This window comes from Gallibacterium trehalosifermentans (assembly GCF_042433055.1).
GTDB lineage: Bacteria > Pseudomonadota > Gammaproteobacteria > Enterobacterales > Pasteurellaceae > Gallibacterium > Gallibacterium trehalosifermentans.
The window spans coordinates 396747-412242 of sequence record NZ_JBHLWB010000001.1 but is presented as its reverse complement, the minus strand read 5'-3'; the positions used below and the strand labels follow the sequence as shown (position 1 = coordinate 412242).

Sequence of the window (15496 nt, the reverse complement as noted above, 5' to 3'; positions counted from 1 at the left end):
CAATTTGAGTGAAAAATAAACTAAAAATTAAATAAATATGACTTTGTCAACAAACTGAACCGATACATCACTGCATCGGTTCATTCTATTTAAATGGTTATAACTTAAGCCAAAATTACGCTAAATATTTCGCTTTTAATTCTTTCGCAACAGCCACTTTCTCTGGAGTGAGTTCTTTCGTCATTGGTTCACGGCAGTAACCTGCATCAACACCATCTAATTTGAGTAATTCTTTGATAGTGAGATAGAGACCATTATTTAAGATACCCTCGATTAAGTCATTAGTAACATGCTGAATTGCGCGTGCTTCAGCAATTTTACCTTGTTGTGCATATTCAAAAATTTGTCTTGCACGCACACCATTCACATTGAAAGTACTTCCGATAGCTCCATCAACCCCTAATACCGCAGCAGAAAGCATCATTTCATCAAAACCAGCCCAAATAAGATGATTTGGGTAAGCTTTTTTCACACGTTCTAATAAATAGAAATCGCCAGCAGTGAATTTCACCCCAATAATTTTAGGGTTTTTATAAAGTTCACCAAACTGTTCTACGCCAATATTCACACCAGTTAAGAATGGAATAGAGTAAACGATCATATTATTACCCGTTTCTGCAATAATGGTATCGTAGTAATTTTTGATTTCTGCAAAGCTAAATTTGTAATAGAACGGTGTTACCGCTGATAAGCAGTCATAACCTAATTCTGTCGCATATTTCCCTAATTCAACAGATTCATGTAAATTAACGCTACCCACTTGCGCAATCAATGCCACTTGCTCTTTTGCTTCATCTTTCGCAATACGGAAAATTTGCTTTTTCTCTTCCGTAGAAAGCATAAAGTTTTCACCCGTACTGCCTCCCACATATAGCCCATCAACTTTCATTTTATCGATGTTATAGCGAATGATTTCACGTAAACCTTTTTCATTAATTGAGCCATCAGCGTTGAATGACACCAATAATGCACTGATAATACCTTTTAAGTTTTTCATATTGTTTCCTTATGACAAAGAGAGTTATTTGATTCGTTGTTCTAAAATGACATTAATTGTTTTTTGTTTTGCCTGAATTGCACGCTGCTCTTCTTTGCGAACTAATAAGGCATAAATTAAATCCATAACAAACAGTTGAGCGATTTTCGTACCGATAGAATCCCCTTGCATTTGTCCTTGGCGATTACCATTAATCAAGACATAATCTGCTACTTCCGTAATTGGTGATCGTAAATTATGGGTTAAAGCAACGGTTTTTGCGCCATTTTTTTGCGCTATTTGTAACGTGCGAACGATTTCTTCCGAATAGCCAGAATGGCTAATACCAATCACAATATCGCCTTTTTTCATTAAAGCAGCTTGCATATACATAAAGTGATTATTGGTTGTTGCATCAACTTGTAGTCCTATACGCATTAATTTATGTTTGACATCTTCAGCTGTAATCCCTGATGATCCAACACCAAATAGGAATATACGTTTTGCTTTCTGCAACTCTTCTACAACACGTTCTAGTTGTGAAAAATCCAGTAAATTAATGGTTTCTCCTACAACATTCACTAATGCCGTTTGTAATTTTTTGGCAATTTCAAAGGTACTATCATTAGGTGAAACATCTGTATCCAATAATGTTTGATTATGTTTTTCTTGTGTCGCAAGTTCTATCGCTAATTCAAGTTTAAAATCGGTATAACCTTTGAATCCAAGAGTACGACAAAAGCGAATAAAAGTTGCTTCTCCAACATTTAATTGAGCAGATACCTCAGATAATGATGATTGACTTAATAAATTTGGCGAAGCAAGAATAGCAGAAGCAATGCGTTTTTCTGTTTTGGTTAAACTATTTTGTAACGCACCAATGGTATCCAAGATTTTTCCGCTTTCTGACATACTGTATTCCTTTTCCTTAAAGCAAGCTAACGGGAATTTTAATCACTAATTTTTTTATATGATGCGATTGTTGCCCAACAAGACAGCCTGGTTTGTGTGGCTCATAAGGCAAAAAGACCGCAAACATTTTTGCTTGTAAAATAATCTCACTTTTCGCATCAATATCAGGTGTTAATTGATAATCATCTTGTTCGTTATACTCAGTATATAAAGACAAATTTGGATATACTGGGCTACATTGAATTGCTTCTGTACCACGAATTAAGACTTGAACATCTACATATTGGCGGTGAATTTCTGCTTGTTTACTTTCTGCTGCACTGGTATCAAATTCCATCACATTCATATAAATTTGTTCAGTGATGTCATGACGACCTAAGGTTAATTCTTCAAGGTTGATTGTTTGGAGATAATCAAGTGCTTCACCAATAACAGCTGGTAAGCCTAATTTATAATCTTGTTTTGTTAAATCACCGATAAACATAGCTAATCCTTATTTTAATTTTGCTAAATTGTGTTCAACCCACCAAGCTGCACCAATTAAACCAGCATCTTGTCCATAGAAAGCGCGCTCCACTTGGCATTGATAGAATTTAGGTTGTTGCTGTAAATACGTTTGCACTAATGGCAAATACCCCTCAGCTAAACCAACGCTGCCGCCAATTACTACTTTTTGCAGATCCAGACTAATCACCAAATCGGCAATCAAATTGGCAATCGCTTGCGCGGAACGGTGTATAACGGCACTCGCTTGCGGATCTTGTTGACGAAAACGTGCAAATACCTCTTTTGGTAAACAAGGGGTGTCCCATAGACTGGCAGCGGATTCAATCGCACGACCAGAAGCAATCGCTTCAACACAACCTCGTCGCCCACAACCACAAACTGGACCATTTGGATCGGCTAATGAGTGTCCAATATGTCCTGCTACCCCATTAGGTTCAGTGAGTAATTGGCGCTGTAAAATAATGCCTCCGCCAACACCTGTTGAGACAGTAATAAAGGCAAAATTTTCAATAAGCGTTGCATCTTGTTCTTTATATTCTGCACACGCAGCAGCTTGCACATCGTTTAATAACCCTATCGGTTTATCAGTATGGCGGGCAATACTCGCTTTTAATGGAAATTCAGCTAAACCACCCAAATTTTTAGGGTTTAGTGCGGTTAAAACACCATTATTAATAATGCCAGTTGAAGCAACCGCTACACAATCAAATTGCCCTTGATACTGCCCTACAATGTGCGCTAAAGCTTGATGCATACCCTCTGCAGCATTTTGTTGCGGGGTAACAAATTGTTGCCGTTGTGTTACCTCACCATCAATAACTAAAGCTGCAGCAATTTTAGTACCACCAATATCTAATGCGAGAACTTGCATAATATTTCCTTTTATTTCTTAGCGCTTTTCACTGCATCGGCAAACCAGCCAACTAAATGTTCTAAACGGGTTAATGCAGATCCTACCGTAACAGAATAAGCTCCAATTTCGATCGCTTTTTGCGCTAATTCTGGTGTGTTATAGCGCCCCTCTGCCATCACACGACAGCCAGCTTTGGCTAAATCAATAACCAGTTGGTAGTCTGGTACGGTTGGTATTTCGCCACCAGTATAACCAGACATTGTACTACCAATTAAATCCACGCCTAATTGATGACAATAGATGCCCTCTTCAAATGTAGAACAATCTGCCATTGATAATAAACCTATCTCTTTGATACGTTTGACAATATCTTCAATAGGTGCTGGACGTGTACGAAATGTTCCATCAAAAGCAATAATATCTGCCCCTGCTTTAGCTAAGGCTTCCACATCTTTTAAAAATGGGGTAATGCGTATTGGGCTATCTGGTAAATCGCGCTTTATAATCCCAATAATTGGAATATCAACAACTTTACGAGTGGCTTTTAAATTATCTATCCCTTCAATACGTAATCCTGCTGCTCCACCAATAACAGCGGCTTGTGCCATTGCAGCAACAATTTTAGGGTGATCCATAGGACCATTATCCACTGGCTGACAAGAAGCAATCAGACCATATTTAATAGCATCTAGTGGATTTTTTGACATATAAACTCCAGTAAATTTAATAAAAAAGAAGTTAGACTTCAGATAATGTGTAATTTACTCTGATGTTGTATTTAGAACAAGAAAAATAATATTTTTTTGCGATCTAGATCATAATTTTTTGAATGGTATATTCAATGGAATATAACAATGTGATTCGACAAATTACTCGACTTATAAATAATCTAGATTGATTTCTGAAAATAAGCGTCGTATCACATTGCTATCTCGAAGTTGTTCAGCTTTTTCAACTTGTGAACGTGATAGGTGGGGCGCAAAGAGATGAATAAAATCATAGGTGTAACGACGTAAAAAGGACCCTTTTTTAAAGGCAATTTGAGTCATACTTGCTTTAAAGAGATGGCTTGCATCAATAGCAACGAGATCGCTATCCTCTGCTGTATATGCCATTGACGCCATAATCCCCACGCCCAAGCCTAAGCGTACATAGGTTTTAATCACATCTGCATCGGTTGCAGTAAATACTGTATTCGGTAAAATACCTTCTCGGCTAAAAGCTTCATCTAAATCAGAACGTCCCGTAAAGCCAAAAATATAAGTTACTAATGGATATTTGCCTAATTCTTCAATGGTTAATTCATCAACTTGTGCTAATGGGTGATCTTTTTTGACAATCACTGAACGGTTCCACATATAACAAGGCAAGAGAATCGCATCTTCAAAGAGATATTGCGCCTCAGTAATAATGGCTAAATCAATTTCACCTGAGAGTAACAATTCATAAATTTGTTGTGGTGATCCTTGATGAATATGTAAACTCACTTCGGGATAACGTTTTACAAATTGATTGACGATATCAGGTAATTTATAACGTGCTTGAGTATTAGTCGTAGCAATGCGTAATGTGCCTACATTCGGTTGTTTATGCTCATTGGCAATCGCTTTAATACTTTGTTCTTTAACGAGTAATTCACGCGCAATAGCAACAATCTTTTCCCCAGTTGGTGTAAGACGTTGAATATGTTTTCCATTGCGTTCAAAAATAGGTAAGCCGAGTTCATCTTCTAATAGTTTCACTTGCTTACTAATACCAGGCTGGGAAGTATAGAGTGTTTTTGCTGCATCAGTAATATTTAAGTTTTGATTTGCAATTTCAACTATATAACGCAGTTGTTGTAACTTCATATCTTCCCCTTTATTTTTCTAGCGCTGTTGATAACGTTTTCTCAACGAATGCTGTTTTACCGCTTTTCTAATTTGATTTGATTTAAATTTTCTTGGATTACGCGTATCTAATTTGCTTTCTGTTTCTAATGGCAAACCAACCAGTTGGCGTAAATAATTCACTTTATCGAGTGATAATTCTTCCCACCCTCCTCTTGGTAAACCACGCATTAATTCAATATTACCGTAACGTGTTCTAATTAAACGACTTACTTGAATACCTTGTGATTCCCATAAGCGACGCACCTCTCGATTACGTCCCTCAGTTAACGTAACGGAATACCATTGGTTCATACCCTCTCCAGCACCTTGCTGGGTTATCTTTTTGAAATTTGCTGGTCCATCTTCTAACTGTACGCCCTTTTTGAGTTGCAATAACATTTTATCTGTTACTTCGCCAAATACCCGTACAGAATATTCTCGCTCCACTTCTTTACTTGGGTGCATAAGACGATTTGCTAACTCACCATCAGTTGTAAATAACAATAAACCTGAGGTGTTAATATCTAAACGTCCCACGGCGATCCAACGACCATTGCTAATCTTAGGCAAGCGTTCAAATACGGTAGCTCGACCTTCTGGATCGTGGCGAGTACACAACTCACCTTCTGGCTTATAATACATCAGCACCCGACAAATCTCTTTACGTGCTGGCGTAAGCGAAACTAACTGCCCATCAACACGAATTTTCGTATCAGTTTTGACTTCAACTCGTTCCCCTAACGTTGCAATAGAACCATTTACACTGACACGACCAGCAGCAATGATGGTTTCAATTTCACGACGTGATCCTAATCCAGTTCTGGCTAATACTTTTTGTAGCTTTTCCCCCACAATTTTTTGCGGCTTATCTTGATTAGTCTTTGTTTTTACTAGTTGCATAAATCCTCTTGTCGTCTTCTCAGACGTCTATTTAAATATCATCAAATAAAAGGTGTAGTATTCCCACTACCTTCACGTAAAATCACTGGCGGCTCAACGGTTAAATCTACTACGGTTGTAGGGTCTTGCCCTAAATACCCACCATGAATAATAAGATCCACTTGATTTTCCAATAAATTTCGAATTTCCTCTGGATCAGATAGCGTAAAATACTCTTCTTCGGGTAACATCAATGAACATGAGAGTATCGGTTCGCCTAAGGTTTTTAATAATGCCAATGCAATATTATTATCAGGTACTCGAATCCCAATCGTTTTGCGTTTTGATGTCATCAAACGTCTTGGTAATTCTTTAGTTGCAGGAAGGATAAAGGTGTAATGCCCTGGGGTATTATTTTTAATTAAACGATATACGCTATTTGTTACTAATGAATAAGTAGATAATTCAGATAAATCGCTACAAACTAAAGTAAAATTATGCCCCTCTGGTAATTGGCGAATCCGAATAATCCTATCCATTGCATATTTATCGCCTATCATACAACCTAGTGCATATCCCGAATCGGTTGGATAAACAATAACACCGCCATTACGCAAAATTTCTACCGCTTGATTAATCAAACGCTGCTGGGGATTATCTGGGTGAATATAGAAGAACTGACTCATAAACACGCCCTCCTTGTTACAACGAAAATGTATCTATTATATAACGCAATATTTCTTAGAATAAGCAAAGATTTAGTGCGATCTCTGCCAAACTGTTTTTATATGATCAGGTATCGTTAAATTACGCCCTAATTCAATCCAACCACAGGGATAGTGAAAATCAGAACCGACTGAAGCCAATAAATCTAACGCTTCTAACCATTTAATCAACATCTTTTGCTGATTATGATCAACGCCTCCTGCAATTTCCACCGCATCACCATGCCATTGTTGGAAATCCTTAATCAAATTATGAATTTTAGTATTTGTCATTTGATAACGCATTGGGTGTGCAACAACAGCTATTCCTCCCGCCTGATGGATCACCTCTATTGCAGTTGGAATATCACACCAATTCGCTTGCACATAACAAGGTTTTCCTTGTGAAAGATAACGCTTAAATGCTTGCCCTTCGTTACTCACTCGCCCAATATTCACTAAATAACGTGCATAATGCGCGCGGGTTACTTCCCCACTCGTCAGTGCTTGCGCTTCAGCAAAGGCATTTGGTAGCCCAAATTTTTTAAATTTTTCGCCAATTTCCATTGCTCTTTCTTGACGTAATCGTGCTTGCCTCGCTAATAATTCACTCATTGCGGTATGTGTTTCATCAAAATCAAGCCCCACAATATGAATGGTTTTGCCTTGCCAAATTGTTGAAATTTCAACGCCTGTAATTAGGGTGATCTGTTGTTGTTTGGCAGCTAAACGTGCTTCAGCAATACCATCAATCGTATCATGATCTGTTAATGCGATAATTTCTAACTGCTTTTCTTTAGCGCGTAGTATTAATTCTGTCGGCGATAATACACCGTCAGACGCATTACTATGTGTATGGAGGTCAATCTTTGTGGCAGTAAGTTGCGCTAATTTTGCTTGCATTCTTCTTATTTTTATCCAATTAAGCGTATTGTTTAAACATCATCTCAGGCATTTCAACTTCAATAATTAAAGCCTCAAGACGATTTACATTGATTCGGAATGGATCACCAAAATAGTAAGTTAATTGTGGCAACATAATATGTTGTTCAAGCAAAATAACACTTGCAATATTGTCCTCAATATTGGTAACAAGCAAAGTTGCCCACGATTGTGTCGCATTAATAAAACAACGAGCTAAACATGGCTCAGTAACAACTTGTTTATTTAATGCAGTAAAAAACCAGTTTTGTGGTTGTTTAGGCAATAAAAAATGCTCACAAGCAATCGCACTGTAAGCCAAACGTTGATTAATCTCTTCAGGAAATTGTAGTGGTTCAAGAACATCCAGAAATGTTGCAACATTATCTAAATCTGCTAATAAGAGATCGCTTGTTGCTAGACCATCTCCATTTAATACACATTTGCTTAATGTTGTTTCAATAATCATGTGATTAGGCAACACCGCCGTAAGACGATCTCGCACAGCGTCATAGCTCCACTTACACGTATTATCAAATAACATTAGCCATTTCCTCAAATCAAAAAGAGAATTCATTTTAACTGTTTGATTATATGCTAAAAAACAAGATAGTGTGATGAAAAAATACTATTTATTCTCTATTTTTTATTCATTGGCAGATGATTTCAATTATTTTCTCATTTGTTAAGCTGTTACATGGTTATTTTATGTTAGGATAACCATTATTTTTTTCTTTTATTATGGAGTGTTATTGCAATGCTGATGGAATGGCTTCCAAGTCAAATAAATCATCAATTACTTACTGTTCTTTTCTTTTTAATCACTGCGATTTGGCTATTTATTTCCAATAAAATTCGTATGGATATAGTTGCTTTATTGGTTCTCGTTGCCTTTAGTCTAAGCGGTATATTAACTATCCCCGAAGTGCTTGCTGGTTTTAGTGATCCAAACGTGATTTTGATTGCATTATTATTTGTCGTTGGTGAAGCACTTTTGCGTACTGGCATTGCTTATCAAGTCAGTGATTGGTTATTACGCATTGCCAACAATAATGAAATTAAAGTTTTAATTTTATTAATGCTTGCAGTATGTGGTTTAGGTGCATTTATGAGTTCGACAGGGATTGTGGCTATTTTTATTCCTGTGGTATTAGCAATTTGTCGTAGTATGAAAATTTCACCAAAACGCTTAATGATGCCACTAAGCATTGCTGGCTTAATTAGTGGAATGATGACGTTAATTGCTACTCCACCAAATTTAATTGCCAATGCAGAATTAATCAAAGCTGGCGTACCTGCATTAAATTTTTTCTCTTTTACGCCTATTGGGGTAATGGTATTAGGTTTAGGAATACTCTATCTATTACTCGCTCGCCACTTATTAGATAATGGAAATCCTGAAGATTTAAAACAAAATTACAATCGCACTTCAATGAATGATTTAATTGAAAGTTACCAACTTGCGACACGTTCACGCCAAGTAATTGTATTACCAAACTCCCCTTTCATTGGCAAAACATTAGATGAATTACATCTTCATTCTCGCTATAAAATTTTAATTGTTGCCATTGAACGTTGGCGTCGTATTCGTCGTATTGTCATTTCCCCCTCTGCACTCACAGAGTTACAAGCGAAAGATATTTTATTATTTGATATTACTAATAATGAACTTGATTGGGACGACTTTTGCCAACAACATCATTTAAAACCGATTGAAGTCAGAGGACATTATTTTAGTGAAAAAGCTAAAAATGTTGGTATGGCAGAAATCTCACCTATTCCAGAAAGTAGCTTACTCGGTAAAACTGTTCGCGATATTCGTTTCCAAAATAAATATGGTTTAACCATCGCAGGCGTAAAACGTGGCCATCAGCTACTACAAACAGCATTAGCTGATATTGAATTTACCGTGGGCGATCAATATGTAGTGATTGGTGAATGGAAACATATCCAAGCACTGCAAAGTAATAATCAAGATTTCTTTTTATTAAACTCGCCTGCAGAAATTGAACAAGTTGCTCCAGCATTAAGCCAAGCGCCACACGCCCTATTTTCGGTTGCAATTATGGTCGGCTTAATGGTTTCTGGTGTCGTTTCTAATATTGTAGCAGCTTTAATTACCTGCATTTTATTAGCCAAATTTCGCTGTATTGATGCGAAAAATGCCTATAATGCCATTCACTGGCCAAGCTTGATTCTGATCGTAGGAATGATGCCTTTCGCCACAGCATTGACGAAAACAGGTGGTATTGCATTAGCTGTTGATACCCTATTAGACCTTGTTGGCGGTTGGGGAATTCACGCTATTTTAGCAAGTTTATTTATCCTTTGTGCCGTCATTAGCTCTTTCATTTCTAATACGGCAACTGCCATTTTAATGGCACCAATTTCGGTTGCAATGGCAGTAAAACTAGGCACATCACCTGTTCCTTTTGTCATTACTATTGCTATTGCCGCCTCAGCAGCGTTTATGACCCCCGTCGCTTCACCAGTAAATACAATGGTGCTAGGACCTGGTGGCTATAAATTTAGTGATTTTTTAAAGGTAGGCGTCCCCTTTACCTTAATTGTTATGCTGGCAACAATTTTTGTGGTACCAATATTATTTGGGTAAGGTTTAAGAGTTTCTATAAAAATAAAAAATGCGGCTTTCACCGCATTTTTTTACTGATATTTAGTGCGTGGCACCAAACCCTTTCAAACCAACGACATGTACAAACTCTTGATTATGTGCAATCTTACGCACTAGCTTATAAGTCGTTCCTTTTTCTGGACTGATATTTTCTGGTGCGGCAATTAATAACTGCATATCAAGACGATCACAGAGTTCAAACAAGGTTGAAATCGATTTTGCGTCCAAACGTGCCGCTTCATCTAAGAATAACAATCGGCAAGGAACAATCTCTTTACCTCGTAAGCGGCGAGACTCCTCTTCCCAACTTTGAACTACCATTAACAAGATCGACATTCCCGTACCAATCGCTTCCCCAGTAGATAATGCCCCACTCTCTGCACGCAACCAGCCGTCCGCACCACGGAACACCTCTACCTCAAGATCTAAATAATGGCGATAATCTAATAATTCTTCGCCAATCGTTTGTGGGCTACGTTGTCCCATATCAAGATGTGGATTTAAACGTTGATACAACTTAGCCAGTGCTTCCGAGAAAGTCAGTTTATTATTATTAAACAGATCTTCATATTCCGCTTGTTTGCCCGATAACGCATCTAGCAACATCGCGTGCGTATCTCGAATATTCACCACTAAACGTACACTTTTTACCTGCCCAAAGGCAATATTTTGTAATCCTTGGTTTAATAAACGAATCCGATTTTGTTCACGTTGAATGGTCTTCCGCATAATATTAGCAACACTATCCGCACTAATCGCCAATTTTTGTTCACGGCTCGTTAACTCTTCTGTTAAACGTGCTAACTCAACTTCCATTTGTTCAATCGCATCAATCGGATCATCAGTTTTTAAAATATCCTGACGAATACGTTCACGTAAATGTTGATACACCGCAATAAAGAATTTCACTTTATATTCAGGTTTAGCGGAATTTTCCGATAAACGCAACGCATCTCTTAAGTATTCATTATCCACGACCGCATTACGCAACGCCCCTAATGCTTTATCCGACATGGAACGTAGCTCTTCAGCCGATAAATAGGCTAACTCACGGCGGTGTAAACGTTTTTCAACATCACTATGGCGAGATAAGCGTTGTACCGCACACCAACTCACTTTCGCCGCCACGACAACTTCACGTTGCGCCTTATAATCTCGCTCTAATTTCCGCAAGCTCTTCGTTAAACTATCCGTTTCGTTCTCTAGCACCGCCAACTGTTTCTCGAGGTAGCTATACCGTTGACGATTAACAGAAAGTTGTTGATAAAGCTCATCACGGCGATTTTTCGCCCGTATTTCGGCATCAGCATCAACTTTTACGCCTAATTGTGCTACTTCATCAAGTAACTCTTGTAACGTTTGTTGCTTAATCTCTTTTGAAGTGGTTAACCCTGTCAATACTTGTTGATATTGGCTGAGTTGATTTTGGGCTTGTTGCAATGCTTGGCGTTTTTGCTCACGTTGTTGTTGCATCTGCTCTAAACGCTCACGCAATTTCACACTCAATTCTGAGGTTTCCACTTCGGCACTTTCACGATAACTAAAGTGTGCTAAACGGCTTACCACATCTGTTACCGCAAACAAACGTTGTTGCAGTTGTTTTTGTAATTCCACTGCACGTTGATATTCAGCTTGTAAACTATCGTGCTGTTCTGGATCACTCTGTAATGCAGTTGCAATCGGTTCTAATTGCTCAATTAAATGCCCTTTTTGCCGCACATACACCGCATTTTCTTCCGCCACTTCCAGTTGTGCTTGATATTCATCAATTTGTTCTAGCAAACTTTCTTCGGCGAGCAATGCCAAATTCGGCAATAATTTATTCAGCTGTTGCAACTGCTGACGAACTTCCGCCAACTGACTGCGTGCTTGTTGTTCTTGATCAGTTAATTTTGCTAATTCACGCTCAACTTCATTACGTTGTTGTTGTGCTTCACGCATTAATTCTTCTGGATCAACTTCAAACGCTAATGCAAGATGTGAGCCAACAAATTGACTGAGTTGTTGATGTAAACGCTGGCATTTCTGGACATCAAATGAAATTTGCGCAAACTGCTCTGCGACTTCATCACGTTGTTGACGTAAGGTTTCTAGATGTTTTTCTCGTGCCGCACGCCCAAATAGCGGAATTTCTGGGAAAGTCGAATAACGTAATTCACGTTGTGAAACCTGTACGACGACACCACACGCTAATTCTTGTGCCGACAACACGCTATCATCAAAGGAGTTTGGATCACCCTCAATCAAATAGAGATCATCTGGACAATCTTGTAACTCTTGTAATAATGGCTTCACTGCCTCTAAATCTCGCACCACAATCGCGTGGCGAGCTGGACCGTATAACGCAGAAAAATAAGGAGCATCGCTAATATCCACATCATCATACAACTCAGATAACAACACACCGCCAAACTTTTCAGCGAGTTGGTTCAAACGTGGGTCTTCTGAACCATCTGGTTGCGTTAAACGTAAAATCTGTTGTTCAAGATCTTGTTTCTTCGCATCAAGCTGATCACGTTGAATAATCAATTCCCGTTCTTTAGTTAATTGATTTTGCATAAAATCCATAACGCTTTGTGAACTGTGGAATTGTTGATTTACTTGCTCTTGAATACGCTCTAATGCCGCTTGCGCCGTTAGCCATAATGGTGCTTTTTGGCTATTTTGTTGGTAAATCGCTTGAAAATGTTCACGTTGTTGACGTAATTCAGAACGCTGTTCAATCAAGGCATTCAACTGTTCCTCTACTGTTTCGCTGCGATCTTCTTGCTGCAACGCATATTGTTCGAGTGCGTCTGCATCTTGTAGCGATTGCCCTGTTTGTTGATTAAATGCCGCTAATTGTTGTTGAACACGTTGTTGTTGATCGGCTTTTTGTTGTAACTCAGCCAATTTAGCTTTCAGTTCATTTGCCTGTTGTTGCTGCAGTTTTTGTGCAGGATAATCACGCAAAATTTGTTTCGCTTGTTGCCACGCTTCACCACGAGCAACATCACCTTGAATCTTACAAACCAACTGATACGCTTTATCAAATTGTGTTTTCGCAATATCGACGACTGACAATTTTTGTTCTAATTCTAATACTCGCTCAGTTAAAGCCTCTGCCTGTTCGCTAAATTCTGCTTGATACTGCTCCGCACTTTCTGGGGTTAAATTAGCAATCCCTGTAATATTTTTGGCTTTTTCTAATGTTTGAATCGCTTGTTGATATTGCACACTGCGGGTTTGCTGTGCATTTAATGCTTGTTGATAATCCGTTAATTGATCACGAATAGACTCAATTTCGCCCTCAATCACTTCAACATTTTCTTGTTGCTCGGCTAAGGTAATTTGTGCCTCTTCAACAATTTCTTGTTGTTCCTCAATTTTTTCACTTAACTCAGCAACATCTTCTTGATAACGTTCGATCTTTTCTTGATGATGTTGTGCATTCACCACCAAATTATAGTGATCGTTCGCACTTTGATAATCGACTTCTAGCGTTTTTTCCGCTTCTTTTAGCTGGCTAACTTCACGACTAAAATCAACAATATTATGTTGTGCTAGATTGAGTTGTTGTTTGGTTTGGAACAATTCGTTACGTTGTCCCAAAAGTAACGAAATATTATTGCGTCTCTCATTAGCATGACGCATATAATCTGCCGCCACATAATCAGTAGATTGTGTAATTAAATGTTTAAACAAATCTCGGTCAGCTTGGGTAACTTTAATCGCTTCCAATGTCATGCGGTTTTCGCGCAATGCTACTTCCATATCTTGGAATGCTTTTTTCACGCCAACATTTTCAGGTAATAAATAATCGCGCAACGAACGCGTAATTGCAGACGAAATTCCCCCATACAGAGAGGCTTCAATTAATTTATAGAATTTATTTCGATCAGAAGAAGAACGTAAGCGTTTTGGAATAATCCCCATATCAAACATAAAGCTATGATAATCCGCGACTGAATGATATTGCTTAAAGCTACCGCCTAATGCTTCTGCTTTGTCTTTGACTTCAGGTAAACCAATCACTTTCGCTTGGGTATCAGAAATTTTATCGGTGAAAACTTCTGTTGGGGAAATTGAAAGTGGTAATCCTTGAATTGAGATCGCTTTAATATCCACTTTTCGATCACGCCCCGCAATTTGCTGCAAACGCACGCCCACCAATGCACGTTGATGGTGAGAGTTTATGGTATCCAAAATGGCATAACAGATACCTGGACGTAACTTACCATATAGCCCTTTATCACGCGAACCGCCTGATGCGCCCGCTTCGGTGGTATTACGGAAATGTAATAAGGTTAAATCTGGAATTAATGCGGTAACAAAGCCTGCCATTGTGGTGGATTTTCCAGCCCCATTTCCCCCTGACAGCGTAGTAACTAACTCATCAAGATCAAAGGTGCGCGCAAAGAAACCGTTCCAGTTAATTAAAGTGAGCGACCGAAATTTACCACGTTCTGCATTCGTTTTTACATTTGTTGCCACCTCAACTTGTTGAGGTACTAATGCGTCCATCTCTAACTCTGCCATTATTCGTTCCCTTCCTCAAAATCATTCTCATCTAGCTCTTCAGCATCGCCTGCATTATTGTCATCAACTTGCAATGAATCAGGTGTCGCAATTTCTCCCTCACGGATTAGGCGTAGCTGTGCAGCTTGTAGATCTTCGCCACTACGCACTTCTGCACCAAAACGAAACACCGCTTCAGAGATCACAAACTTACCACTATGTTGATCACCTATCGTTTGTAACATACCTAAACGGCGTAAACGTCCCACAGCAGCCCGTACTTTCTCAGCTAATTTTTGTTTATCCAAATCTGAACCGCTAGAACGTTGATTGACGATTTTAAGCAATTTACTTTCATCGGCTAAATTCAATAATTCATCATAGACTTCTTGTACAGTAAAAATGCCTTGCTGTGCTAGACGCTCTGGACTTAAATAGAGATAACAAAGTACCTTACCGACCAACATTTCTAATTCCGATAACACACTTCGCGCAATCAAGGTTGTTGCTTTAGGGCGTAAATAGAAGAAGCCCTCAGGCGCGCGGATCAATTCAACATTATAACGACGGTAAAAAAGTTCTAATTCGGTTTGAAAATCTAATAAAAAAGCGTGTTGCTCTAACTGATCAAGACTAATATGACGCCCTGAACGTAATTGGCTATCAACTAATGGAAATAATGGGTTAGCAATCGCTGTTGCTAACGCTTTTGGAATAGGTTCGTAAGACGTGGTTTCACTCATA

The 15496-nt window shown here is 38.5% G+C and carries 13 protein-coding genes; 1 reads left to right on the top strand and 12 read right to left on the bottom strand.

The features are described from left to right. Window positions 1–115: 115 nt before the first annotated feature. The 10 genes from nanA to ACFFHK_RS01755 form a co-directional block, all read right to left on the bottom strand. Window positions 116–997, bottom strand: coding sequence for an N-acetylneuraminate lyase (gene nanA, locus ACFFHK_RS01800; RefSeq protein WP_382368401.1), 882 nt, complete (start codon window positions 995–997; stop codon window positions 116–118). Window positions 998–1021: 24 nt separating this feature from the next. Further along, complete coding sequence (locus ACFFHK_RS01795) at window positions 1022–1888, bottom strand: MurR/RpiR family transcriptional regulator (RefSeq protein ID WP_382368398.1); 867 nt, start codon at window positions 1886–1888, stop codon at window positions 1022–1024. Between the two features lie 16 nt (window positions 1889–1904). Continuing rightward, window positions 1905–2372 (bottom strand): N-acetylneuraminate anomerase, encoded by a 468-nt coding sequence (nanQ, locus tag ACFFHK_RS01790; RefSeq protein ID WP_382368395.1) that lies wholly within the window; start codon window positions 2370–2372, stop codon window positions 1905–1907. 9 nt (window positions 2373–2381) lie between these two features. Beyond that, the gene (locus tag ACFFHK_RS01785; RefSeq protein ID WP_382368392.1) at window positions 2382–3266 is read right to left on the bottom strand and encodes an N-acetylmannosamine kinase; all 885 of its coding nucleotides are present in this window, start codon (window positions 3264–3266) and stop codon (window positions 2382–2384) included. Between the two features lie 11 nt (window positions 3267–3277). Continuing rightward, the gene (locus ACFFHK_RS01780) at window positions 3278–3955 is read right to left on the bottom strand and encodes an N-acetylmannosamine-6-phosphate 2-epimerase (protein ID WP_382368389.1); all 678 of its coding nucleotides are present in this window, start codon (window positions 3953–3955) and stop codon (window positions 3278–3280) included. Between the two features lie 171 nt (window positions 3956–4126). Next, on the bottom strand, window positions 4127–5098 hold the full coding sequence (cysB, locus tag ACFFHK_RS01775) for an HTH-type transcriptional regulator CysB (protein ID WP_382368386.1): 972 nt from the start codon (window positions 5096–5098) through the stop codon (window positions 4127–4129). An 18-nt stretch (window positions 5099–5116) separates the two neighbouring features. Next, window positions 5117–6019 carry a 23S rRNA pseudouridine(2605) synthase RluB gene (gene rluB, locus ACFFHK_RS01770; protein ID WP_382368383.1) on the bottom strand — a complete coding sequence of 301 codons (903 nt, stop codon included), beginning with the start codon at window positions 6017–6019 and terminating at the stop codon, window positions 5117–5119. A gap of 41 nt (window positions 6020–6060) precedes the next feature. Then, the gene (locus ACFFHK_RS01765; RefSeq protein ID WP_382368380.1) at window positions 6061–6684 is read right to left on the bottom strand and encodes an L-threonylcarbamoyladenylate synthase; all 624 of its coding nucleotides are present in this window, start codon (window positions 6682–6684) and stop codon (window positions 6061–6063) included. 72 nt (window positions 6685–6756) lie between these two features. Continuing rightward, window positions 6757–7605 carry a PHP domain-containing protein gene (locus ACFFHK_RS01760; protein WP_382368377.1) on the bottom strand — a complete coding sequence of 283 codons (849 nt, stop codon included), beginning with the start codon at window positions 7603–7605 and terminating at the stop codon, window positions 6757–6759. Window positions 7606–7624: 19 nt separating this feature from the next. Further along, a complete protein-coding gene (locus ACFFHK_RS01755; RefSeq protein ID WP_382368374.1) occupies window positions 7625–8167 on the bottom strand; it encodes a hypothetical protein in 543 nt (180 codons plus the stop codon). A 213-nt stretch (window positions 8168–8380) separates the two neighbouring features. Between ACFFHK_RS01755 and ACFFHK_RS01750 the strand changes: the two genes are divergently transcribed. Beyond that, a complete protein-coding gene (locus ACFFHK_RS01750) occupies window positions 8381–10237 on the top strand; it encodes an SLC13 family permease (RefSeq protein ID WP_382368371.1) in 1857 nt (618 codons plus the stop codon). Between the two features lie 60 nt (window positions 10238–10297). On the opposite strand, the gene mukB is transcribed toward ACFFHK_RS01750, so the two are convergent. Beyond that, window positions 10298–14773: a chromosome partition protein MukB gene (gene mukB / locus ACFFHK_RS01745; protein WP_382368368.1), complete on the bottom strand. Its 4476-nt coding sequence runs from the start codon at window positions 14771–14773 to the stop codon at window positions 10298–10300. Continuing rightward, a complete protein-coding gene (gene mukE / locus ACFFHK_RS01740; RefSeq protein ID WP_382368365.1) occupies window positions 14773–15495 on the bottom strand; it encodes a chromosome partition protein MukE in 723 nt (240 codons plus the stop codon). The genes mukB and mukE overlap by 1 nt, the downstream gene beginning before the upstream one ends. Window position 15496 lies beyond the last annotated feature (1 nt).